The following is a 23,296-nucleotide window of genomic DNA, read 5'->3' on the forward strand; positions in this document are numbered from 1 at the left end:
CGTTCGCCGACATCACTTCTATCGCGCACCGTTGACTGTCGTCATCATCACGATACGCTCGTTGGGCGACCCCACCACGACAAGGGGACGAACTGATGGAGCTGACCCCCTCGGCCCACCTCGACACCTTCGCGCGCGATCACCTGCCGCCCGCCGAACAGTGGCCACGACTGCTCTTCGATCTGCCCGGGCTCGACTACCCGGAACGCCTCAACTGCGGCACGGAGCTGCTCGACCGTACGGTGGAACGATTCGGCACGGAGCGGCCCGCGTTCCGGGACGGCGACGGGAACGTCTGGAGCTACGGAGAGCTGAGCGGGCGGGTGAACCGGATCGCCCACGTCCTGACCGCGGAGCTCGGCGTCCGGCCCGGCAACCGGGTGCTCCTGCGTGGCCCCACCACCCCCTGGCTGGCCGCCTGCTGGCTCGCCGTGATGAAGGCGGGCGCGGTGGCCGTCACCGTCCTGGCCCAGCAGCGCGCCCAGGAACTGGCCGTCATGTGCGAGATGGCCCGCTGCACGCACGCGCTCTGCGACGTCCGGACGGTGGACGACCTGGTCAAGGCCGAGGTGCCCGGGCTGCGGATCACGGCCTTCGGCGGGGACGCCCCGGACGACCTGCTGACCCTCGCCGCCGCCGCGCCGGACACGTACGAGGCGGTGGAGACCGCCGCCGACGACGTGGCCCTGATCGCCTTCACCTCGGGGACCACCGGGCAGCCGAAGGGGTGCATGCACTTCCACCGGGACGTGCTCGCCGTCGCCGACACCTTCTCCGCGCACGTGCTGCGCCCCGAGCCGGTCGACGTCTTCGCCGGCTCCCCTCCGCTCGGCTTCACCTTCGGGCTCGGCGGGCTCGTGCTCTTCCCGCTGCGCGCCGGGGCGAGCGCGCTGCTGCTCGAACAGGCGGGCCCCAAGCAGCTGTTGGAGGCGATCGCCGCCCACCGGGTGTCGGTTCTCTTCACCGCGCCGACGGCGTACCGGGTGATGCTGGAGGAGATCGACCGGCACGGCGGCCACGACGTGTCGACCCTCGGCTCGCTGCGGCGGTGCGTGTCGGCGGGCGAGAACCTGCCGGCCGCGACCTGGGACGCCTGGCACGAGCGCACCGGTCTGAAGCTCATCAACGGCATCGGGGCGACGGAACTCCTCCACATCTTCATCTCGGCGGCCGACGGCGACATCCGCCCGGGCACGACCGGCCGGCCTGTGCCCGGCTGGCAGGCGCGGGTGGTGGACCGGGCGGGGGCCGAGCTCCCGGACGGCGAGGAGGGGCTGCTCGCGGTGCGCGGCCCGGTCGGCTGCCGGTATCTGGCCGACCCGCGCCAGAGCGAGTACGTCCACCGGGGCTGGAACGTCACGGGCGACACGTACGTCCGTGACGCCGAGGGCTACTTCCGCTACGTCGCCCGCGCCGACGACATGATCATCTCGGCGGGCTTCAACATCGCGGGCCCCCAGGTGGAGGAGGCGCTCCTCGCCCATCCGGACGTGGTCGAGGCGGCGGTGGTGGGGCACGAGGACGCGCTGCGCGGCCAGATAGTGGTGGCGTACGCGGTGGTACGGGACGGGGTGCCGCGCGACGCGGAGACGGCGGGCGCGCTGCGGGCCTTCGTACGGGCCCGGCTCGTGCCGTACAAGAGCCCCAGGAAGATCGTCTTCCTGGACGCGCTGCCCCGGACGGCGACGGGCAAGCTCCAGCGATTCCGGCTGCGAGCGGCCTCGGAGGACACCCCCTAGAGTGATCACGTGGTCGAGCAGCACACCCCCCGTTCCCTGATCGTCTCGCTGTACGGCGCGTACGGCCGTGGGCTCGCGCCCGGCGAGGAGCCCCTGCCGGTGGCCGAGCTGATCCGGCTACTGGCGGTGCTCGGCGTGGACGCGCCGTCGGTGCGCTCGTCGGTGTCCCGGCTGAAGCGGCGCGGCCTGCTGCTGCCCCGGCGGACGGCGGACGGGGCCGCCGGGTACGTCCTGTCGGACGACGCCCGCCAGCTCCTGGACGACGGCGACCGCCGGATCTACGCCCGTACCGAGCCGGCGCTCTCCGACGGCTGGGTCCTGGCGGTCTTCACCGTCCCCGAGGCCGAGCGCCACAAGCGCCACCTGCTGCGCTCACGCCTGGCCCGGCTGGGCTTCGGGACGGCGTCACCGGGGGTCTGGATCGCCCCGGCGCGGCTGTACGAGGAGACCCGCCACACCCTGGAGCGGCTGGAGCTCTCCTCGTACGTGGACCTCTTCCGTGGCGCGCACCTGGGGTACGCGCCGACGGCGGAGGCGGTGGCCCGCTGGTGGGACCTGCCGTCGATCGCCAAGCTCCACGAGGAGTTCCTGGCCGCCCACGAGCCGGTGCTTCGGGCCTGGACGGCCGCGCCGGGCTCGGCGGAGGACGCGTACCGCGACTACCTCTTCGCCCTGGACTCCTGGCGCCGCCTCCCGTACGCCGACCCGGTCCTCCCGGCCGAGCTGCTGCCCCAGGACTGGCCGGGCGCCCGCTCGGCGGCGGTCTTCGCGGAGCTGCACGAGCGGCTGCGGGACCGGGGCGCGGAGTTCGCGCACGTCACGTCAGCCTGAGCCGCGGTTTCGGCGCGTCCGTGCGGCCCGTCGGGGGTGTGCGGCTGCCCGCGCGGTACGGGTCGGGCCAGGGCGCGGCCGGGCCCTGGTAGTTCTGGTCGGCCGCCGCGTGCAGGGTCCAGTGCGGGTCGTAGAGGTGGGGACGGGCCAGGGCGCAGAGGTCGGCGCGGCCGGCCAGGAGGAGCGAGTTGACGTCGTCCCAGGAGGAGATCGCGCCGACCGTGATGACCGGGACGCCGAGCGCGCCCCTGATCCGGTCGGCGTACGGGGTCTGGTAGGAGCGGCCGTACTCGGGGCGCTCGTCGGAGACGACCTGACCGGTGGAGACGTCGAGGGCGTCGGCGCCGTGAGCGGCGAAGGCGCGGGCGATCTCCACGGAGTCCTCGGGGGTGGTGCCGCCGTCCGCCCAGTCGGTCGCGGAGAGGCGTACGGTCATCGGCCGGTCCTCGGGCCACACCTCCCGTACGGCGTCGAAGACTTCGAGGGGGAAGCGGAGCCGGTTCTCCAGCGGGCCGCCGTAGGCGTCGTCGCGGTGGTTGGTGAGCGGGGAGAGGAAGCCGGAGAGCAGGTAGCCGTGGGCGCAGTGCAGTTCGAGGAGGTCGAAGTCGCAGGCGGCGGCGCGCCTGGTGGCGGCGACGAACTCCTCCCGTACGGCCGTCATGCCGGCCCGGTCCAGGGCTCGGGGGATCTGGTTGACCCCCTCGCGGTACGGCAGCGGGGAGGCGGCCGTCAGCGGCCAGTTGCCTTCGGGGAGCGGCTGGTCGATGCCCTCCCACATGCGGCGGGTCGAGCCCTTGCGGCCCGAGTGGCCGAGCTGGACGCCGATCGCCGTGCCGGGGGCGTTGCCGTGGACGAAGGCGGTGACCCGGCTCCAGGACTCGGCCTGTTCGTCGGTCCAGAGGCCGGTGCAGGCCGGGGTGATGCGGCCCTCGGGGCTCACGCAGACCATCTCGGTCATGACGAGTCCGGCGCCGCCGAGGGCCCTGGCTCCGAGGTGGACGAGGTGGTAGTCGGTGGGGAGGCCGTCCTCGGCGACGTACAGGTCCATCGGGGAGACCACGACCCGGTTGCGCAGGGTGAGGCCGCGCAGCCGGAAGGGGGTGAACATCGGCGGGGTGCCGGGCGGGCAGCCGAATTCGCGTTCCACCGCGTCGGTGAAGCGGGGGTCGCGCAGGCGCAGGTTGTCGTGGGTGACGCGGCGGCTGCGGGTGAGCAGGTTGAAGGCGAACTGCCGGGGCGGCTGGTCGAGATGGCCCTCGATCTCCTCGAACCAGCGCAGGCTGGCGGCCGCCGCGCGCTGGGTGGACTCGACGACGGGCCTGCGTTCGGTCTCGTACGCGGCGAGGGCCTCGGGGATCGTGGGCTGTTCCTCGACGCAGGCGGCGAGCGCGAGGGCGTCCTCGACGGCGAGCTTGGTGCCGGAGCCGATGGAGAAGTGCGCGGTGTGGGCGGCGTCGCCGAGGAGGACGATCGTGCCGTGGGACCAGCGCTCGTTGACGACCGTACGGAACGCGGTCCAGGTGGAGCGGTTCGAGCGCAGGGGGCGGCCGCCGAGGACGTCGGCGAAGAGCTTGGCGCAGTGGGCGGTGGACTCGCCCTCGTCCATCTCGTCGAAGCCCGCGGCCTGCCAGACCTCCTCGCGCATCTCGACGATGACGGTGGAGGCGGTGGAGGAGAAGGGGTAGCCGTGGAGCTGCATCACGCCGTGCTCGGTCTCGGCGATCTCGAAGCGGAAGGCGTCGAGGGCGAAGTCGGCGGCGAGCCAGACGTAGCGGCAGCGGTGGGCGGTGATCCGGGGGCGGAAGACGTCCGCGTGGGCCTCGCGGGTCGCGCTGTGGACGCCGTCCGCGGCGATGACGAGGTCGTGGTCCGCGGCCAGTTCGGCGGCGGGCGGCGCCTCGGTACGGAAGCGGAGCCGTACGCCGAGTTCGGCGCAGCGGGCGTGCAGGATCTCCAGGAGCCGGCGGCGGCCGAGGGCGGCGAAGCCGTGTCCTGTGGAGGTGAGCAGCCGGCCCCGGTGGCCGATGTGGATGTCGTCCCAGCGGACGAACTCGTAGTGGAGCGCCCGGTAGACGGACGGGTCGGCGTGTTCGATGCCGCCGAGGGTCTCGTCGGAGAGGACGACGCCGAACCCGAAGGTGTCGTCGGGGGCGTTGCGCTCCCAGACGGTGACCTCGCGGGCGGGGTCGAGCCGCTTGAGCAGCGCTGCCGCGTAGAGCCCGCCGGGGCCGCCGCCGACGACGGCGACCCGGAGCGGGGCGGTGGGTGCGCGGCCCGCCTCGCGCGGGGGCATCGTCAGCGCCCCCGCCACTTCGGGGGGCGTTTCTCGGTGAAGGCGGCGTGGAACTCGGCGTAGTCCTCGCCGTTCATCAGGAGCGCCTGGGTGGCGGCGTCCAGCTCGACGGAGGCCGCGAGCGGCATGTCCAGTTCGGCGGTGAGCAGGGCCTTGGTCTGGGCGTGGGCGAGGGCAGGCCCGTCGGCGAGGCGGCGGGCGAGCTCGGCGGCGCGGGCGGTGGCTCCGCCCTCCTCGGTGACCTCGCTGAGCAGGCCGATGCGCTCCGCCTCGGCCGCGTGGACCGGGTCGCCGAGCATGAGGAGCCGGGTCGCGTGGCCGAGGCCGACGACCCGTGGCAGGAGGTAGGCCGCGCCCATGTCGCCGCCGGAGAGCCCGACGCGGGTGAAGAGGAAGGCGAAGCGGGCGGTGGGGTCGGCGATCCGGAAGTCGGCGGCGAGGGCCAGGACGGCTCCGGCGCCTGCCGCGACGCCGTGGACGGCGGCGATCACGGGGAAGGGGCACTCGCGGATCGCGCGGACGACCTGTCCGGTCATCCGGTTGAAGTCGAGCAGCTGGGCGGTGTCCATGGCGAGCGTGGCGCCGATGATCTCGTCCACGTCGCCGCCGGAGCAGAAGCCGCGCCCCTCGCCGCCGAGGACGAGGGCGCGGACGGCCCGCTCGCGGGACAGCTCGGCAAGCAGGTCGCGCAGGTCGGCGTAGGCGCCGAAGGTGAGCGCGTTGAGTTTCGCGGGGCGGTCGAGGGTGACGGTGGCGACGCCGTCGTCGACGGTGAGGCGCAGGTGCTGCCAGCCCTCGGTACGGGGTGCGGAGCCGGTAAAGGGGCTCATGGGGTCGCCCTCCCTTCCTCCTCCCCGGAGCGTATCACCGCGTTGTGACCACCGTCACGAGTGCGCGATATCGCTGCGGCCCGAAGGTCCCGGCGCCTTGGGGGCACTGGTCCCCGCCGAGAAGGAGGGGGTGCCCATGGAATCGGCCGGCACGGTTCGTAAGGTTGAAAGCCGGACGTGTCGGGGCAGACGCTCCTTCAGGTCCTCCCCCACGTCCTCCCCACACACCGCACCGCACCGCCCTGCCCACTGCTCACCGCTCACCGCCCACCGCTCTCGGCGAAGGGAGCCCGCCATGGCCGAAGCCGCCGACCCCACCTCGTGGCGCGTCGAGCTTCCGCACACCACCGCCGCCGTGCCGATCGCCCGGGCCCTCGTCCGTACCGCGCTCACCGAGCTGGAAACGCCCGCCGACAGCGACACGGCCGAGCTGCTCACCGCCGAGCTGGTCGCCAACGCCGTGGAGCACACGGACCCCGAGGACCCCATCGAGCTGGTCGTCGAGCTGCTGCCGGGCGGCTGTCAGGTCGAGGTGCACGACCGGCGGCCGGCGGGGCCCGGCGAGCTGATCGGCCACGGGCCTGTCGCGCGGCCCGACCCCTGGCAGGAGCACGGGCGCGGGCTGCTCCTCATCCGCGCGCTCTCCAGCGACTGCGGCCACCGCCCCACCGCGCAGGGCAAGGCGGTCTGGTTCACCCTTCCCGCGAAACCTGCACAGCGTCGGCGGCCGGAGCACTGAGCTCCGGGGCCGTACGGTCCGCGGCACCGGACGCGAGCCGCGAGTTGCGGCGCCCGTAGAACGCGTAGACGAGCGCTCCGACGGCCAGGAAGACCACGAACTGCAGCCAGGTCGCCCAGCCCGTGCCCCAGATCAGGTACAGGCAGAAGCCGACCCCGAGCACCGGGCTCAGCGGGTAGAGCGGCACCCGGAAGGAGCGCGGCAGCTCCGGGTCGCGGCGGCGCAGCGCGATCACCGCGATGTTGACGACGGCCATGACGGCGAGCGTGCCGATGGTCGTCAGGCCGACCACCACGTCGAGCGAGGCGAACGCGGCCGGGACGGCGAAGACGGCCGCCACGATCCACGTGTTGGCGACGGGGGTCGCGCTCTTCGGCGAGACCCGCTCGAAGACCCGGGGGACGAGCCCGTCCCGGGACATCGACATCAGGATGCGGGTCTGCCCGTACATCACCGCGAGGACGACGGACGCGATCGCGACAACGGCGCCGAAGGCGATGATCCCGCCGCCGATCGTCGACCCGGTGACCTGGTCGACGACGAGCGAGAGCGCGGCCGGCTTGTCGGCGACGGCGTCGGCACCGAGTGCGCCGATCGCGGAGAGCGCCACCGCGCCGTAGAGCAGCGTGACGACCCCGATGCAGACGAGGATCGCGATGGGGATGTTGCGGCGGGGGTTCTTGACCTCCTCGCCCGCGGTGGTGATGGCGTCGAAGCCGATGTACGAGAAGAACGCCACGGACGCGCCCGCGGTGATCCCGGCGGCGCCGTGGGTGGCGAACGGCGCGAGGTTGCCGTCCTGGAAGGCGCTGAAGCCGATCGCGCAGAAGAGGACCAGGATCCCGAGCTTGAGGACGGCCATCGCGGCCGTCGCCCGGGCGCTCTCCCGGACCCCGCGCACCAGGAGCACGGCGGCCAGCGCGATGACGACGACGGCGGGCAGGTTGACGACACCGCCGTCGCCGGGTCCGGCGGAGAGCGCCTGCGGCAGGCTCAGCCCGACGAGGCTGTCCAGGAGCTCGTTCAGGTACTGGCTCCAGCCGACTGCGACCGCGGAGACCGAGACGCCGTACTCCAGGAGCAGGCACCAGCCGACGAGGAAGGCGACCCGCTCGCCGAGGCTCGCGTACGCGAAGGAGTAGGAGGACCCGGAGACGGGGATCGCGCCGCCCAGCTCGGCGAAGGAGAAGGCGGTGAAGACGCAGGTGATCGCGGCCAGGACGAAGGAGACGACGACGGCGGGGCCCGCCTCGGCGACGCTGTCGGAGAGGCCGACGAAGATCCCGGTGCCGACGATCGCGCCGATGCCGAAGCACATGAGCTGGAAGAGGCCCATGGTGCGCTTGAGGCCGTGGCCTTCGAGGTCCGCGCCGGATTCGGCGATCAACTGCTGGGGGGATTTGATCCGCGGCGCGGACGGGGACATGCGGGGGTTCTCATCTCTGATCAAGCGGGGCGCCCGGGGTGTGGACGCACGAGTGGGGTCCGGGCTTGTGAGCCCGAACCCCACCAATCGATCCGATGGTAACCATGAGAGCGCATATACACCCAATCGGGCGTATCGCTATCCGTGAGCTGCGGCTATGACCATCCGCGAGCTGCGGCCACGACTAGCCGAGGTCGCCGGCCATCGTGGCGACGAGGACCGCCTTGATGGTGTGCATCCGGTTCTCGGCCTCGTCGAAGACGACGGAGTGGTCCGACTCGAAGACCTCGTCGGAGACCTCCAGCTCGCTCAGCCCGTGCCGGGCGTGGATGTCGCGGCCGACGGCCGTCCCGAGGTCGTGGAAGGCCGGCAGACAGTGCAGGAACTTCACGGCCGGCTCGCCGGTGGCGCGCAGCACGTCCATGGTCACGGCGTACGGCAGGAGGTCGGCGATCCGCTGGTCCCACACCTCCTTGGGCTCCCCCATGGAGACCCAGACGTCGGTGGCGACGAAGTCCGCGCCCCTGACGCCCTCGCCGACGTCCTCGGTGAGGGTGATCGTCGCGCCGCTGGTCTCCGCGAGGGCGTGCGCCGAGGCGACGACCGCCTCGCCCGGCCAGTACGCCTTCGGGGCCACGATCCGGACGTCCATGCCGAGGAGGGCGCCGGTCACGAGGTAGGAGTTGCCCATGTTCAGCCGGGCGTCGCCGAGGTAGGCGAAGGTGACCTCGTCGAGCGGCTTGTCCGTGTGCTCGGTCATGGTGAGGACGTCGGCGAGCATCTGGGTGGGGTGCCAGTCGTCCGTCAGACCGTTGAACACGGGGACGCCGGCGTGCGCGGCGAACGCCTCGACCTTCTCGTGGTTGTCGCCGCGGTACTCGATGGCGTCGAACATCCGGCCGAGGACCCGGGCGGTGTCCTTGACCGACTCCTTGTGGCCGATCTGCGAGCCGGCGGGGTCCAGGTACGTGGTCGAGGCGCCCTGGTCGGCGGCGGCGACCTCGAAGGCGCAGCGGGTCCGGGTCGAGGTCTTCTCGAAGATCAGGGCGATGTTCCGGCCCCGGAGCCGCTGGACCTCGACGCCCGCCTTCTTGGCCGCCTTCAGCTCGGCGGCCAGGTCGATCAGACCGCGGAACTCCTCGGCGGAGAAGTCCAGCTCCTTGAGGAAGTGGCGGCCGATGAGGTCGGTGGCCATGGGGCGCTCCTGGATACGGTCGGGGACGGCGAGGCGACGACGGAAGGACGACGACGAACAAGTCTGCGACTGGAAGTCTATACGCCAATCAGCATGGCTATACAGTGACCCCGCACACGCGACGCCTCGGCCGCCCCCGGCCCGGTCGGGTTCACACGGCGTCGCGCTCCACCGGGCAGCTCATACAGCGCGGGCCGCCCCTCCCCCGGCCCAGCTCGCTGCCGGGGATCTCGATCACCTCGATGCCCTGCTTGCGCAGATGGGTGTTGGTGGTCGCGTTCCGCTCGTACGCCACGACCACGCCCGGCTCGACGGCGAGGACGTTGCAGCCGTCGTCCCACTGCTCGCGCTCCGCCGCGTGGACGTCCTGGGTCGCGGTGAGGACCCGGATGTCCTGGAGGCCGAGCGCGGCGGCGATCGCGCTGTGCATGTGCTCGGGCGGATGGTCGGTGACCCGCAGGGACTGGCCCTCGTCGCCCGGCTCGATCGTGTACGAGCGGAGCATGCCGAGCCCCGCGTACTGCGTGAAGGTGTCGTGGTCGACCATCGTCATCACCGTGTCCAGGTGCATGAACGCGCGCCGCTTCGGCATGTCGAGGGCGATGATCGTCCGGGCCGAGCCGGCCGCGAACATCCCCCGGGCCAGCATCTCCACCGCCTGCGGGGTGGTCCGCTCGCTCATGCCGATCAGGACGGCTCCGTTGCCGATGACGAGGACGTCGCCGCCCTCGATGGTGGACGGGTAGTCGGCCTGGCCCTCGGACCAGAGGTGGAAGCTGCCCGCCTCCGGGCCGGCGAAGAGCGGGTGGTGCTTGTAGATGGCCTCGAAGTGGACGGTCTCGCGCTGCCGGGCGGGCCAGCGCATCGCGTTGATGGAGACGCCGTCGTAGATCCAGGCGGAGGTGTCCCGCGTGAAGATGTGGTTCGGGAGCGGGCCGAGGATGAAGTCGTCCAGGTCCATCGCGTGGAACCGGACCGAGGTGGGCTCGCGGTGCGCCGCAAGGAACTCCCGCTTCGTCATCCCGCCGACGAGCGCCTCCACGAGCGTGACGGCGTCCAGGGAGTCGAAGGCCGCGCGGAGGTGGTCGGCGGCGAGGGGGCCGTACTCCTTCTCGTCGAAGACCCGGTCGAGGACGAGCTTGCGGGCGGCGGGCAGTTCGAGGGACTCGGCGAGGAGATCCCCGAAGAGATGGACCTCGACGTCCCGGTCGCGCAGCACGTCGGCGAACCCGTCGTGCTCCTGGCGTGCGCGGCGCACCCAGAGCACGTCGTCGAAGAGGAGAGCATCCTTGTTGGATGGTGTCAGCCGCTTCAGCTCCAGATCGGGCCGGTGCAGTATGACGCGGCGGAGCCGCCCGGTCTCGGAATCGACATGGAATCCCATGCGCCCATCCTGACGGAGCCGGGCGGCTCACGCGTGGTTCTCACGTCACGACCATCGACACGATGACGGAGACGAGGGTGACTATCACGGCGAGGAGCGCCACGAAGACGAGCTTCCCGTCGCCGGGGGGACGCGGGGGCGCCGGCGCCGAAGTCGGCGGCGGGGGTGAGGGTACGGGGGGCTGCGGGGTCTGGGGGTACGGGGCTTGGAAGGTCGGGGCCTGGGACTGTGCAGCCTGGTAGGCCTGGGGCTGTGAGGCCTGGTAGGCCGGGGCCTGGACCGGCGCGGCCTGGAAGGCCACGGGCGTCGGAACGGGTTCCGGGGGGAGTGCGGGGTCCTGGACGAGCACCCGCCAGACGGCCTCGGGGAGGCCGGGCCGCTCGTCGTCCACGATCTGCTGGAAGGCCGCCCGGGCGGCGGGGACCGGGCTCGCCCGGAGCCGGGTCAGGAGCGCGACGAGCACGCCGTTCGCCGGGGCGTCGCCCTCGTCCAGGAGCGGGCGCACGGCCCAGCGGTACAGGGCGGCCGCGTTGGCGGCACGGTCGGCCTCGTCGGGTTCGCCGAGGAGGGCGGAGCGCGGTGCCGTCACGAAGAACTCGTGGGCGATGACGAGGTCGCCGAACTCGCGCCGTAGGAGCTGCGGCCAGTTGGGCAGCCGGCGGGCGATCTCGCGCATGAGGAGGGTGGTGACCCGGTACGGGCGGTGCCCCCGGAGCGCGGTGAGCAGTTCACGGTCACCGGCCGCCCGGACGCGTGCCTCGGCGTCGTCCACGTCGGCGGCGAGCCACCGTACGAGACCGGTCTCCACCGGCCTCCCGCGCCGCGACCGCCCCATGCGCCACCAGGCCTTGCCCCCCTCGGGCCCTCGCCACACGGGGGTCACGACGGGCACGTCGCCGTGGGACTGAAGCGGGGGTGGTGGCGGGGGTGGAGGCGGGGGTGGTTGGTGTGTCTGGGGTGGTTGGTGTGGCTGGGGTGGTTGGTGTGGCTGGGGTGGTTGGTGTGGCTGCGGTGGCTGCGGTGGCTGCGGTGGCTGCGGTGGCTGAAGTACCTGAGGTGGCTGGTACGGAGCGGGAGGCCAGGTCGGCGGGGCCACGGGCTCGACCGGTACGACAGGCACGACGGGCTCGACCGGTACGACCGGCTCAACAGGCACGACATGCTCGACCGGTGGGGCCCCGCCCCCCTCCGGAACCCCGTACGAGGCGTCCTCGTCCTGGACCCAGGCCGGGACGCGCGCGGGCTCCGGGGGCTTGGTGTCGTCGGCGGACGCGCGGCGGGCGCGGGCGGCGTCGAGGCGGGCCACCGCCCGCCCGGCCGACTCCAGGAGCGTGAGGTCGCTCGCGCCCGGGGCCTCGCGGAGGGCCGCGACGACCGCGCCCTCCGGGCCGTCGAGGTGGTGGTGGACCAGGCGGGCCGCGAGCTCCTCCGCCCGGTCGCCGATCCGCTCGCGCGGGTCCACCCGGCGGCGGTCCGTGTTCCGACTGGCCGCCCCCGACCACTGGCCGACGAACACGTAGCGCAGCTTGTTCAGTTCGACCGTGTCGTGGCTCGCGAAGGTCCAGCGGCGCGGGCGCGGTACGTCGGTGAACATCGCGTGCAGCCCCCGCAGCACCGCGTACGCGGTGTCGCCCCGCTCGTCCAGGACCGTGAACCGCGCCTGTGGGTGCCGTAGCAACTCCGCGACCACGCCCGTGAGTTCGTGCTCCACTCCGGGCAGCGCCAGGTCGAGCGCCCGCTGACCGGCCACCGCCGAGGCCACCAGCGCCTCCCTCTGGACGACGGGCAGCGCCCCCCGTATCAGCCCCGAAGGCAGCTCCGCCCCCTGCCAGTCCCAGCCGTGCAGCCCGAGGCAGAACGCCGGGTCGAGCAGCTCCGGCGAGCCGACGAGAGCGTGGCAGACGACCGACGCCCGCCCGCCGGGGTCCCGTCCGGGCGTGCGGCGGATCAGGACGACGCCCGCGGGCTGCTCCACCCGGAGCAGCGCGGGCCGGGTCTCCTCCCCGCTCGCCCGCAGCAGCGCTCCGTAGATCTGGAAGAGGGCCTCCACCTCGTCCCGCTGGCCCGACCACGCCACCGGTCCGAACCCCGTGGTGCCGACGGCGTTCTCGCTGTCCCAGCGGAAGACGATCTGGTCCGCCTCGTATCTCGACCGGCTCATCCGGCCCCCTCCTCGATCGGTTCCGCCCCGGGAAGCAGCCCGCACATGGCGAAGATGGACAACAGCGGCGCGAGGACCCGGCGCGACCGGGCCCCGTGCGGGAACCGGTCACCCTTCGCCTGCCCGCCGGTCGCCGCGACGAAGTGCAGCGTGCAGCGCGCGCTGTCGTCGAAGGGCTTGAGCCAGGCGCGGCTCGCGTAGTGGGCCAGGAAGGCGTACGCGTCGCGGCTCTCGGCCCGCAGCGCCTCCCGGTCGATCCTCGGCGGCAGCGCGCGGCCCAGCCAGCGGTCGACGGCCGGTTCGAAGCGGACCAAGTCGGACTTGTTGACGGCGATCGCCGCCGGCGCGCCGATCAGTCCGTCGGCCGGCCGCTCCATCCGGTTGAGGACCGTGGTGAACGCCTCGTCCCCCAGGTCCCGCAGGGGCAGCCCGTCCTGTTCGCGGACCGGGTCGAGCGAGGGCATGCGCAGGGCGCGCAGCGGATCGAGGACGAAGACGAACGCGTCGACGCCCGACAGGAAGTTCGTCACCATGCCGTCCTGGGCGAGGTCCTCGCCGGCCAGGTCGAAGAAGACGACGGGCCGGGGCGTCGCGCCCCGGGCGGAGACGAGCAGGCCGTCGGCGAACCGGGCGAAGGTCTGCTGGACGGTGCTGCCGAGCCGCCGTCCCTGCTGCAGGCTCTGCACGCGCTCGCGCAGGAACGCGCGGTGCGTGTCCGGGTTGAGCGGCAGGCACTTCAGTCCGTACCGCTCCAGGCCGCCGAGTTCGACCTCGCCGAGCATGGCCGCGAGGAGATGGGTCTTGCCGACGGAGGAGCTGCCGACGAAGGCGATGGAGAGCGGCTCCCCGTTGGTCAGGTACGGCACGGGCAGTTCGTGCGCCTCGTCGCCAGGCCCGGCGTGGGGGCACAGGTGGTACGCCTTGCGCAGGAGCTCCCGGCGGTGCGCCGGCCGCTGTTCGGCGGCGAGGTCGAGCGGGAGCCGGTTGCCCTTGGTGTCGATGGTGACGAGGAGACTCTCGTCGTACTCGACGGAGAGCAGGCAGTGCGGGCACATCCGCCCGCGTCGCCGCGGAGCCGGGACGGCGACCGTCGCGGGAGCGGGGGGCGGGGGCGAGGTGGGGCGCGGCGGGTTCCGGTCGGCGGAGTCGCCGCCGAACAGCCGGGCGCGCAGGGAGGGCCGGGGCGCCACCAGGTCGTAGGGGTTGCGGGCGCCCTCACGTCCCGGCTGCCGCCCGTCCTCCGTCCCGCTCGGCTCCGGCGGGGACAGCGACGCCGCCGCCCGGCGTTTGCGGGCGAGGTGGGCGTCGAACTCGGCGCGGCCCCGGCTGAGCGGATCGGGCGCGCCGACGGCCGTGGCGAGCGGGTCCGGGACGTGCAGGAGCCGCAACAGCTCTACGGGCGAAGGTCGTTGTGCCGCGTCCGCGGCGAAGAGCCCGCTGTGTTCGAGCGCCGCGAGGCGGCGGTAGTCGCCGAGGTCCTCGGGCGGGCCCTCGCCCCGGTCGGGGTGACCGGAGAGGAGGTAGTAGCCGATCCTGCCGACCGACCACAGGTCGTCGCGGGTGTCGGCGGTGCCGCGCCCGGCGCGCTGTTCGGGCGAGGCCCACGGCGCCGCGCCGAAGGCCTCGCGGGCCTCGCCCGCGCGCAGTACGGCGTACGGCTCGCCCAGCCGCACATGGGTGCCGTCCCAGCGCACGGTGTCGGGGGCGATCGTCCGGTGCACCAGGTGCACCTCGTCAAGGAGCCGTACGGCGAGGGCGAGTTGGGCGAGGACCCAGGCCTGTTCATCGCCGTTGAGGCGGTCGGCGCACTCCGTGAGCGGCGATCCGGCGGGCAGCCGGTAGAGCACGAAGGGCTCCGCGCCCTCCAGGTCGAAGCCGACGACCCGGGTGAAGACCTCCCCGAACTTCTCGGTGCCGTAACGCCGTTCGAGCGCCACGGCGGCGGACACCTCCCGTTCCAGGGCGCCGTACGCGTGCGGGTCCCCCTGCGCGGAGCGCGGCAGCCGGTACTGGAGGACCGGCCAGCCGGCGCTCAGCGTGACCTCGCGGACGAGCACACCGGGGCGGCCGGGCGCTCTGCGGTCCGCGCCGTACCGGACGGCGAACCGGATCGTGTCCCCGAGGTGCGTGGAGAACTCCAACTCCTCCTGAAGCCCGGGGTGTCGGGCATGTCGCGCGTGTCGGGTGTCGTCGTCGGATTCGGTCATGGCGCTCCCGCCTCCTCTGCCCTGACGATGCGTACCACGTCCGGGCGCAGCGGTACGAGCCGCAGGACGCCGGCGTGGCGTCCCGCGCGGGTCCACTCCACGTCCTCCCCCGTGCCCCGCCAGATGTCGTCGCCGGTGGCTCCGCGCCGCATCGTCTCGGGGACGAAGCGGACCTGGCGGACGGCGCCGGGGTCGTGCGAGAGCAGCCGCAGATTCTCGGGCCCGCACATCGGCACCGTGTGGTCGGGGCCGTCGTCGGCGGCTATCAGCCGGGCCACGGCGTCGGGCGCGACACCGGTGAGCCGGGCCGCGTCGGGGCGGTCGCGCCGGTCGCCCGAGCCGGGCGGCGGGGAGGCCGCGACGTCCCGTTCGAGCCGGACGCGGGTCTCGTCGAGCAGCTCGGTCAGCCGCTCGTCCAGGGGCAGCCGGCCGGCGTTCGCCGGGTCGCGTTCGATCCCCGCCCAGCAGCCGTCGAGGATGCGGACGGTGCCCTCGACGAGGTCGGCGAGGAGGGTGTCCACGAGGGCGGGGCCGCCGTCGCCGTGCCGGCGCTCCAGCCAGGCGGGCGCCGGGTCTCCGGCCGCCCCGGTGGGGGCGAAGGGCTCGGCGGGCGCCGGGGGCTCGGGCTTGCGGGGCTCCGGAACGAGGTCGTCCTCGTCCGGTCCGTCGGACCAGAGGTCGTCGCCCGCGCTGTCCGCCCAGTCGCCCCAGCTCCAGGCCTCGCCCGTGCCCGTTCCCATGCCCGTGGCCGCGTCCACGCCGCCCGCAGGGTCGTTGCGCTCCGGGCCGTGGTCGTGGGCGCGCCCGAGACGACCGGAGCCGTGCGCGTTCCCCTCGTACGAGTACGGGTACGGGTACGGGTACGCGTCGGCCGTCGCGGCGAGGCCGCGCAGCAGTCGGGCGACCGCCCCGGCGCCCTCGGCGCAGTGGTGGCGCACGTCGGCGAAGAGCCAGTCGTGCACGGCCGTCGTGATCACGAGGTCCTGGATCTCCTTCAGCAGGGGGCCGGCGTGCCCCGGGTCCATCCGCGTCCACCAGTCGTCCACGGCACTCGTCCAGTCCCGCAGGGCGAGCCCGACAACGGCGGCGACGGCGACCACGGAGGTCACGGCGCCCGCCCAGAGCGGGAGGCCGAGGAGCTGCCCCACGGCCGCTCCGAGGACCCCGCCGACGACGCCGCCGAAGAGCCGGGGCGCGGCGCCGGTGCTGCCGCCGCCGTCGAGCCGCCCGTCCGGTGAACGGTTGGGCCTGCGGCGCAGCATCAGATGGGCCAGGCCGGCGGCAAGGACACCGGTGGCGGGCCCGAGGGCCCAGCCGGCGCCGGGCCAGAGCCCGGCGAGGAGTGCGAGGACACCGGTCACCACGAGCGCGACGGACCGGGAGCCGCCGGCCGTGAATGGCTGCTGCGCGGCCATCCGGTGCAGGTCCTCGGGCGGGCAGATCTCGTCGAGACGGGCGAGCCGGGCGGCGCTGCCGGCCGGGGCCGTGCGCGACGAGAGGGCCGCGAGCCGGGCGGCGACGGAGCGCAGCGGGAGCCCTCGGTCGATGAGTTCGTACGTGTGGTCGCGCAGGGCCGGGACGATCCCCGCGCGCGAGATCTCCCGCGGCATCTCGGGCAGTTCGACGCCCCGGTCGCGCAGGTGCCCCCGGTGCTCGGCGGTGAGCCTCGCCCCGCCCGCGACGGCGAACATGTCGGCGACGGCGGCTCGGAGGCGCTTCAGGGCACCGGCAAGGCGTTCGATGTCCCCCGGCAGGTCGGGCGACCGGTCGGGGGACGCGAGGAAGCCGGCCGGACCGCGCACGCGCGCGTGGCCCTCGACGGCGTCGTCCCAGGCCTCCTCGCAGGTGAGCAGCAGGCCACCGGCCCGACCGTGGGCGGGCAGCCAGTCGTGCCCGGCGAGCGAACGCGGGACGGACTCGTCGAGGAGCAGGGCGAGTTCGGCGGGCGCGCCGTCCGTCGAGGGAGCCTGGGCGGGTACGTCCGGTCCCGCGAGCCCCTCCACGGCCTGCCGCCAGGACCGGGCGCGGGCCTCCTCGGTCAGGTCGTGCTCCAGGACGCGCGCGGAGGGGACGGCCACGCCGTGCACCACCTCCGCGAGCGCACGGAGCACGGCCCCGAACACCTCGGGTCCCGAGACGATGTCCACGAGCGGGCGCAGCGCGGCGTCGTCCGGCTCGTCGAGCAGCCACAGCACCCCGGCGTTGCGCGGGCGCAGTGTCAGGGAGCGGTGCAGGACGCGCTGCCCCGGGGCGCCGACGGCGAGGCAGATGATCCGCGCGGGGCCGTACGACGACAGGCGTTCGTGCAGGAGTTGGTGGGCGACGAGCATCTCGGCGTCGTCGAGCACGACGAAGCGCCGGTCCCCGGGGGGCTGCGGGGCGTCCAGCGCGGCGCGCACGACGCCGTCGGGGTCGTGCAGCGGGGCCCTGAGGTCGAGGCACACGGCGTTGCCGGGCACCGGGTGCTCCGGGGTCGCGCGGGGGCTCACTCCTCCTCACCGTCCAGGGCCCACGGGATGCGGACGTCCTCGGGCGCGGGCTGGGGCGGGGCCTGGGGGCCCGCCTCGGGCCGGGGTTCGGGCCGGGGCCGGGGCACGGACTCCGGGGGCGGTTCCGGCGAATGGCTCGCGGCCTGAGCCTGAGCTTGGGCCTGTGCCTGTGCCTGAGCCTGGGCTTGGGCTTGGGCCTGAGCTTGCGCCTCAGCCTGCGCCTGCGCCTGCACTTGGGCATGCGCCTGTGCCTGTGTCTGTACGTACCGGTCGAAGAGGGCCTGGAGGCTGGGCCGAACGGGATGTCCCGACCCCGAGAAGCGCCGGTTCATGGCGGCCGGGAAGGTCACCGTCCAGAAGTGGCGCAGGGGCGCGAGCCATTGCGCGTCCCGCTCGTCGTACTCCGTGCTCAACTGGTCGAGCAGCGCCACCTGGCGCGGGACGACCTTCTCGATGAGGTGGACGAAGAGCGGCGACGGGTCGGCCGGGACGTGGGTGAGCCCCTTGGGCAGCGAGCGCATCAGCCGCTCGCAGAACACCTCCACGATCTGGCCCTCGTCGAGCAGTGCCGACTGCTCGTAGCCGCGCAGCAGGCCGGCCCAGCTGGAGAGCGCTCCGTCGAAGCCCTCCAGGCGGAGCGACATGCTCGCGCCCTCGCCCTCCTGGAGCCGGATGCGGACCAGTTCGGGGGAGTCCGCCGGTCCCTGGATCCGAATGTTCCCGTTCCACATCGCGTTGAGCAGCCGGTGCAGGATCCGGGTGCGGTCCTCCTCGGTGGAGACCAGCCAGTCGTCCTGGTAGCCGAGCCGCTGCCGCCAGTGCAGGAAGTCGTCCTCGCCCGCCGAGTCCCGTGCCTCCGCCCAGAGTTTGAGGACACTGCGGACCTCGGAGATGTCGGTGAGGTTCATCCCGCTGCGGAAGAGGACCACGGTGATGGAGTCGGTGTCCACGGCCCGGAACTCCTGCGTTCCGCCGACCGGCAGGTTCAGGTCCTCGGCGAGGTACTCGGACGCGCGGGTGTCGGACTCGCTCGCCGGGTGCACGATGAGGGTCTTCAGCGGTCCGCCGCCGTCCGGGCTGAAGCCCACCGGGAGCAGCCCGGCGATCCCGGCCCGGAACTGTTCGAGCCAGCGGACGTCGATCTTCGACTCGGCGGCCTCGTCCCCGGACGCGGCCCGCAGCAGCAGCTCCATGGACGGCAGCAGGGGCCGCGTGTAGCGGTCCTCGTTGGCCTCGCCGAAGAGCCGCTTCACGCGCTGCTCGACTACCTGCTTGATCTCCTTGACGGCGGCGCCCGGCGAGCGGCGGACGGCGTCCAGGGCGGAGCGCCAGTCCTCGGCCCTGACCAGCCGGCCGAGGAGGGTGGCGGCGTCGACGTTCTCGGGGAGCCGCTCGCTCTGCGCGAGCCGGTCGAGGACGTCGTCGTAGAAGGCCCGCAGGCTGTTCTGCGGGGGCAGGAGGTACGTGATCCCCGTGCGGTCGTCGCGGTAGAGCTCGCGCCTGCGGTCGGCGAAGAGGCGGCCCTCGTCCTGTTCGTGGGCGCGCAGCGCGCTGGTCAGCTCGCCGAGGTCGTGGACGATGCGGTGCAGCGGGTCCCGCCACTGCGTCTCGCCCTCCTGCCAGCCGCTGTGCCAGAGCTTCCGGGCCCGCCAGGTGTACCAGTCCTCCTGTTCGGCGAGCGCGTCCTGGACGTCGGGGTCGCTCCACCGGGCCGGTACGAGACCGCCCGCGCTGCGCTTGATGTGCGGGATCACGGGTGGCTGGTTGTGGACGTGCGGGGGCCGTTCGGGTTCGTTGCGCCGGTTGTCGAGCATGCCGGTGAACCCCTCCCTGCCGATCCGGTCCGTGTGGCCGGGCAGACCGTTCAGGACGGCCTCCAGCTGGAAGGGACCGATCTTGTCGAGGAGTTCCCGTACGCCGGTACCCGGCTTGAACTCCTCGACCAGGCGCGGCACTTCGCGCTCCAGGGTGCTCGTGAGGCGGTCGAGGGAGTCCTCCATGTCACCGAGCCGGTCGAACAGCGCCCTGGTGATCGCCCGGCTCCCCTTGGGCAGTTCCTCAGGCGCGGGCACGTCGGGGGCCTCGCGGACCCAGAGCCGCCCGACCCCCGACCGGTTGAAGAGCTCCTTGACCAGCTCCGGGGAGTCGGAGGAGGGGCGGCGGGCCCGCTCGGTCATGCCCCGGACGGCCTGGGCGAGGAGGCGCGCGGCGACGATCTCGGCGAGGTCGTCGACGGGCACGGTGAGGGAGGCGGCGAGGCTGGTGGACATGCCGCGGTAGCCGATGCCGGTACGGGCCGGAGTGGACCGTTCCACGCTCTTGTTGACGAAGCTGGCGGCGAAGGACTGGTAGTCGTCGTCGTTCCCCCGGTTGGCCCCGGGGCCGCCGTTGTCCTCGCCGACCTCGGTGCCGATGAGGGACATCACCATCGCCGTGATGGAGCGGCGCAGGTCCTCGGGGCGGATGACGGCGGGCTTGGAGAACAGGAACGCGGTCTGCACGGTCGAGGCCCGCAGCTTGACCGCGCCCTCGCCCGGGTAGTGGACGCTGATCCGGCTGCGCTGCTCGACGTCGCCCAGTTCGTCGAGCGCGTCCGGCACGTTCTGGTCGTCGACGAGCCGCGAGAGGTCCACCAGGGAGCGGGCGGCGTTCAGTTCGGCCTCGCGGCCGCCGCCCGCCTCGGGCGGGAACGCCGAGGGCATGACGACCAGCGGGTAGATCTTCACGCCGCGCACCTTCGCGTTGCGGAACTCGTGCCCGATGAGGTGGAGGAAGTCGTAGAAGATCCCGGCTCCGGTGCCGCCCGCCACCGAGAAGGCGACGAAGACGTCGCAGCCCCGGATCCGGCCGCCGCCGACCCGCTGGAGGTCACCGGCCGAGGTGCCGATGGCGCTGATGGCCTCGCGCAGCTGGCGCAGGACCGGTTCGAGACCGTGGCGCATCGTCGCGAAGAGCGCGGCGCGGCCCACGGTCGGCAGCTGGCCCGCGCCGTCGTGCAGCGGGGCGACCCGGGGCTGGCGGGCCTGCGGCGGCAGCCACGAACGGGTCTCCTCGTGCAGCGCGATCCGCAGCATGCGGGTCACGTCGGGAGAGGAGTCGAACTCGGCCGGCAGCAGGTCGCGGACCATCCTGGACGTACGGGCGTAGGCCTGGCTCTCGGCGCCCTTGGCCTTGAACTGAGGCTGGTGCAGCAGGTCGCCCTCGCTGAAGTCGGCGTAGACGAACTGGAGGCACTCGGGCAGCTGGAACGGCAGCCGCTTGCCGCCGTCGACGAGGTCGGTGCCGTCGGGGCCGCACAGCTCTCTGCGCAGGCTCCGCTCCAGTTCGCTGCCGATGCGTCCGCCGGTGCCGCCCAGGCCGACGAAGAGCATGGGCTGGTAGATCTTCATGTGCGTCTCCCCTTGAGACCGTGGTGGTGCGGTCGGTGCGTGAGCCGTCAGAAGTCCGATGAGCGGGTCGATCCGCGCGGCTCGGTGGAGCCGCCGGAGTCGGGCCGTCCGGTACGCCGCCGGTCCCGGCCCTGGTCGCGGTCGGTGGACCGTCCCGGGTCCCGGTCGGTGGACCGGTCGCGGTCTGTGGACCGGTCGCGGTCGGTGGTCGCCCGCTCGCGGCGCCGGTCGGTGTCGGGGGCGTCGGTGCCCCGGGTGGAGGAGCGGCGGCGGAAGCGGTCGCGCAAGCCGCCGGAGCCGCCGGTACGTTCGCGGCCGCCCGTACCCGTACGCGTACTCGTACCTGTACTCGTACTCGTACGCTCCCGGCCGCCGGACCCTCCCGTACGGACCGAGTCCGTGCCGCGGCTCGGGCGGCGGCCGTCGACGGCGACGAGTTCGAAGTCGTCGAGGCCGGCCGGCACCCCCGCGCGGACGGAGAACTCCCGCCCTCCCCTGGGGCGCAGCAGCAGCTCGCCGCCGCCCGACCGGCGCAGCCGGTGGGCGGAGGACCCGCCGCGGGCCCGGCGGAGCGTGGGGGCCGCACCGCGCGCCTCCTCGATCGTGAAGAGGTACTCGCCGCCGGGGCTCTGGTTCTTGCGGATGCCGAGCGTGCTCAGGACCTGTCCGTCGCGGAGGAGTTCGAGCCGGACGCCGGTCAGGTCCCTGCGGCGGCGCCGGTCGCGGTACCGGACGAGGGCGAACGCCCCGGCGAGCAGCAGGACCGCCGCCCCGGCCACCACCGCGCCCCACCAGCGGTCCCACCAGGTAGGCGGCGCCTCCACCCGTACGTCGAGGAAGGTGGTGTCGAGGGTGCGGTCGCCGTCGGCCGCGTCCAGGACCACGACCTGGCCGCCCAGTTCGCCCACGGGTGTGCCGCGACCGACGGTGACCGTGAAGTCGTACCGGGTCTTGCGGCCCGCTTCGGCGGTGACCGTTGCCGGGGATAGGGTGAGGTCGGCGCCCGGTGTCTGGTCCTTCAGGGCGAGGCGCAGACGGTGCGGCACGCTGTCGTCGTTGGCGACGTCCAGGGTGCCGCGCACGGTGGCCCCGGGGTGGACGGTCACCCGGTCGACGGTGAGACCGGCGGTGACGGTGGGCGTCTCGTCGGACGTCTCGGTGTGCAGCGGGCGCCGGTCCGAGGTGATGCCGGGCGCCACCATGTTCGTGACGAGTTCCAGGGCGCCGGTGGCGGTCGCAGGGACGGTGACGCGCCCCGTGAACCGTACGTCCCCCGCCCGCCGGTCGGGGGCCCGCCCGTCGTCGGCGAGGCGGACGGTGACCGGCTCGAAGCCGGGGCCGCTGAGCACGGCGGAGACGCCGATCCCCGCCAGCTGGGTGGGGTCGGTGATGACGACCCCGCGCCGGGTCTGCATCCGTACCTCCACCACGGTCTCCTCGCCCGCGCGCGGCGAGGCGGGGTCGAGGGTGACCTCGGAACGCAACCGGCCCTGCCAGATGGCCCGTACGGCGACCTCGCGGTCCCGGTGTCCCTCCGGGGCCTCGATGCGGACGCGCCAGCGGCCGGGCATCGGGTTCTTGACGCGCAGCGCCTCGACCGGGCCGTCCTGGCCGCTGACCTCGAAGGTCGAGCCGTCGAACTCGCCCTGGGTGGGCACCTTGCGGCCGCTCGGGTCGTAGTACGTCACCCGCACCTTGGGGTCGTGCTTGCCGACCGTGAGCGAGCCGTCGGTGGCGATCGGCGGGATGGTGACGGCCAGGTCGGCCGGCGGCTTGCCGATCGTGCCATGGGCGATCTGGGCGCAGCGGGCCGCCGCGAACGTCTCCTGGAGCGCCTTGTCGATCCCCGCCGCGTCGTCGACCACCCGCATCCGGGGTACGGCCCCGGGCACGTCGGCGCAGCTGCCGCGATAGCCGCCCTCGGCCATCGCGGTGAGGGCGGCGCGGTCGATCTCGCCGCCGAAGCCCAGGGGCCAGATCTGGACGGAGGCGGCCCGGGCCCGGGCGAGTTCCTCGGCGAGCCGCTTCTCGCCGTTGCTCTGCCGGATGGCCTTGTCGGGGCCGTACTCGGGGCTGTCGCCCACGTCGAGCTTGCCGTCGGTGAGCAGGAAGACGACCTTGGGCGTGGTCGTCCGGCCGCCCTCCGTGAGCCGGGAGACGGCCTGCCGGATCGCGGCGGGGAAGTCGGTGCCGGGGCCCGTGCGGGCCGGGTCCCGGCGGGTCAGCTGCGGGACGCAGTCGCTGAGGCGCTGGCGGCCGGCCGCGTCGGCGACGGTCGGCGGGCACACCTCGCGCACCGGGGACTGGCCCGGCTTCTCGGAGCTTCCGAAGCCGATGACGGTGGCCCGGGAGCGTTCGGATATCTCCCCCTGGCTGAGCAGGGCCGCCGCCTCCGTCTCCAGGGCGAGGTCCTTGTCGGCGAGGCTCGCCGACTGGTCCACGACGACGGCGAAGTCGATGGGGTCGGGGCCCTCGGACGGCGGCGGGGCCGCCGCGGCCTTGAGGGTCTCGGGAGTGGTCCAGGGCATCGCCGCGTCCGCCGCGCCCGGGCCGGAGAGCGCGAGCAGCGCCCCGGCGAGGAGCAGGACTCCCCCGGTGTTTCTCCACTGCATG

General features: G+C 73.6%; 13 protein-coding genes. 3 read left to right on the forward strand and 10 right to left on the reverse strand.

The features are described 5' to 3' along the window. The first annotated feature begins 95 nt into the window (after positions 1-95). Together ACFWRO_RS07765 and ACFWRO_RS07770 are read left to right on the forward strand one after the other, a co-directional pair. Positions 96-1,739, forward strand: a complete 1,644-nt coding sequence (locus ACFWRO_RS07765; RefSeq protein WP_384505786.1) for an AMP-binding protein — start codon at positions 96-98, stop codon at positions 1,737-1,739. Between the two features lie 9 nt (positions 1,740-1,748). Next, positions 1,749-2,570 (forward strand): PaaX family transcriptional regulator C-terminal domain-containing protein, encoded by an 822-nt coding sequence (locus ACFWRO_RS07770; RefSeq protein ID WP_384505788.1) that lies wholly within the window; start codon positions 1,749-1,751, stop codon positions 2,568-2,570. On the opposite strand, the gene ACFWRO_RS07775 is transcribed toward ACFWRO_RS07770, so the two are convergent. Both ACFWRO_RS07775 and ACFWRO_RS07780 read right to left on the reverse strand, forming a co-directional pair. Then, entirely contained in the window at positions 2,557-4,863 is a 2,307-nt protein-coding gene (locus ACFWRO_RS07775; RefSeq protein ID WP_384505791.1) for a bifunctional salicylyl-CoA 5-hydroxylase/oxidoreductase, read from the reverse strand. The genes ACFWRO_RS07770 and ACFWRO_RS07775 overlap by 14 nt on opposite strands. A gap of 2 nt (positions 4,864-4,865) precedes the next feature. Continuing rightward, entirely contained in the window at positions 4,866-5,693 is an 828-nt protein-coding gene (locus tag ACFWRO_RS07780; protein ID WP_384505794.1) for an enoyl-CoA hydratase family protein, read from the reverse strand. A gap of 295 nt (positions 5,694-5,988) precedes the next feature. Between ACFWRO_RS07780 and ACFWRO_RS07785 the strand changes: the two genes are divergently transcribed. Next, positions 5,989-6,432 carry an ATP-binding protein gene (locus ACFWRO_RS07785; protein WP_384505797.1) on the forward strand — a complete coding sequence of 148 codons (444 nt, stop codon included), beginning with the start codon at positions 5,989-5,991 and terminating at the stop codon, positions 6,430-6,432. Here the strand turns inward: ACFWRO_RS07785 and ACFWRO_RS07790 are convergent. The 8 genes from ACFWRO_RS07790 to ACFWRO_RS07825 form a co-directional block, all read right to left on the reverse strand. Further along, positions 6,386-7,858: an amino acid permease gene (locus ACFWRO_RS07790; RefSeq protein ID WP_384505800.1), complete on the reverse strand. Its 1,473-nt coding sequence runs from the start codon at positions 7,856-7,858 to the stop codon at positions 6,386-6,388. The genes ACFWRO_RS07785 and ACFWRO_RS07790 overlap by 47 nt on opposite strands. Positions 7,859-8,042: 184 nt before the next feature. Continuing rightward, entirely contained in the window at positions 8,043-9,053 is a 1,011-nt protein-coding gene (gene argF / locus ACFWRO_RS07795; protein WP_384505803.1) for an ornithine carbamoyltransferase, read from the reverse strand. A gap of 151 nt (positions 9,054-9,204) precedes the next feature. Beyond that, positions 9,205-10,437, reverse strand: coding sequence for an arginine deiminase (locus ACFWRO_RS07800; protein WP_384505806.1), 1,233 nt, complete (start codon positions 10,435-10,437; stop codon positions 9,205-9,207). A 40-nt stretch (positions 10,438-10,477) separates the two neighbouring features. Further along, on the reverse strand, positions 10,478-12,598 hold the full coding sequence (locus tag ACFWRO_RS07805) for a hypothetical protein (RefSeq protein WP_384505809.1): 2,121 nt from the start codon (positions 12,596-12,598) through the stop codon (positions 10,478-10,480). Continuing rightward, positions 12,595-14,805 (reverse strand): hypothetical protein, encoded by a 2,211-nt coding sequence (locus ACFWRO_RS07810; protein ID WP_384505812.1) that lies wholly within the window; start codon positions 14,803-14,805, stop codon positions 12,595-12,597. The genes ACFWRO_RS07805 and ACFWRO_RS07810 overlap by 4 nt, the downstream gene beginning before the upstream one ends. After that, positions 14,802-17,294, reverse strand: coding sequence for a hypothetical protein (locus ACFWRO_RS07815; RefSeq protein ID WP_384505815.1), 2,493 nt, complete (start codon positions 17,292-17,294; stop codon positions 14,802-14,804). Before ACFWRO_RS07815 ends, ACFWRO_RS07810 begins: the two co-directional genes overlap by 4 nt. Next, on the reverse strand, positions 17,291-20,683 hold the full coding sequence (locus tag ACFWRO_RS07820; RefSeq protein ID WP_384505818.1) for a tubulin-like doman-containing protein: 3,393 nt from the start codon (positions 20,681-20,683) through the stop codon (positions 17,291-17,293). Before ACFWRO_RS07820 ends, ACFWRO_RS07815 begins: the two co-directional genes overlap by 4 nt. Before the next feature lie 47 nt (positions 20,684-20,730). Beyond that, positions 20,731-23,295: a vWA domain-containing protein gene (locus ACFWRO_RS07825; protein ID WP_384505820.1), complete on the reverse strand. Its 2,565-nt coding sequence runs from the start codon at positions 23,293-23,295 to the stop codon at positions 20,731-20,733. Position 23,296: the final 1 nt, after the last annotated feature.

This window comes from Streptomyces sp. NPDC058579 (genome assembly GCF_042718575.1).
GTDB lineage: Bacteria > Actinomycetota > Actinomycetes > Streptomycetales > Streptomycetaceae > Streptomyces.

What these genes read in the sequence shown, in the direction of transcription:
- argF (WP_384505803.1), bottom strand. Translation starts at nt 9,053, where the DNA reads ATGGCCACCGACCTCATCGGCCGCCACTTCCTCAAGGAGCTGGACTTC.
- ACFWRO_RS07800 (WP_384505806.1), bottom strand. Translation starts at nt 10,437, where the DNA reads ATGGGATTCCATGTCGATTCCGAGACCGGGCGGCTCCGCCGCGTCATA.
- ACFWRO_RS07820 (WP_384505818.1), bottom strand. Translation starts at nt 20,683, where the DNA reads ATGAAGATCTACCAGCCCATGCTCTTCGTCGGCCTGGGCGGCACCGGC.
- ACFWRO_RS07765 (WP_384505786.1), top strand. Translation starts at nt 96, where the DNA reads ATGGAGCTGACCCCCTCGGCCCACCTCGACACCTTCGCGCGCGATCAC.
- ACFWRO_RS07775 (WP_384505791.1), bottom strand. Translation starts at nt 4,863, where the DNA reads ATGCCCCCGCGCGAGGCGGGCCGCGCACCCACCGCCCCGCTCCGGGTC.
- ACFWRO_RS07805 (WP_384505809.1), bottom strand. Translation starts at nt 12,598, where the DNA reads ATGAGCCGGTCGAGATACGAGGCGGACCAGATCGTCTTCCGCTGGGAC.
- ACFWRO_RS07780 (WP_384505794.1), bottom strand. Translation starts at nt 5,693, where the DNA reads ATGAGCCCCTTTACCGGCTCCGCACCCCGTACCGAGGGCTGGCAGCAC.
- ACFWRO_RS07790 (WP_384505800.1), bottom strand. Translation starts at nt 7,858, where the DNA reads ATGTCCCCGTCCGCGCCGCGGATCAAATCCCCCCAGCAGTTGATCGCC.
- ACFWRO_RS07825 (WP_384505820.1), bottom strand. Translation starts at nt 23,295, where the DNA reads ATGCAGTGGAGAAACACCGGGGGAGTCCTGCTCCTCGCCGGGGCGCTG.
- ACFWRO_RS07810 (WP_384505812.1), bottom strand. Translation starts at nt 14,805, where the DNA reads ATGACCGAATCCGACGACGACACCCGACACGCGCGACATGCCCGACAC.
- ACFWRO_RS07785 (WP_384505797.1), top strand. Translation starts at nt 5,989, where the DNA reads ATGGCCGAAGCCGCCGACCCCACCTCGTGGCGCGTCGAGCTTCCGCAC.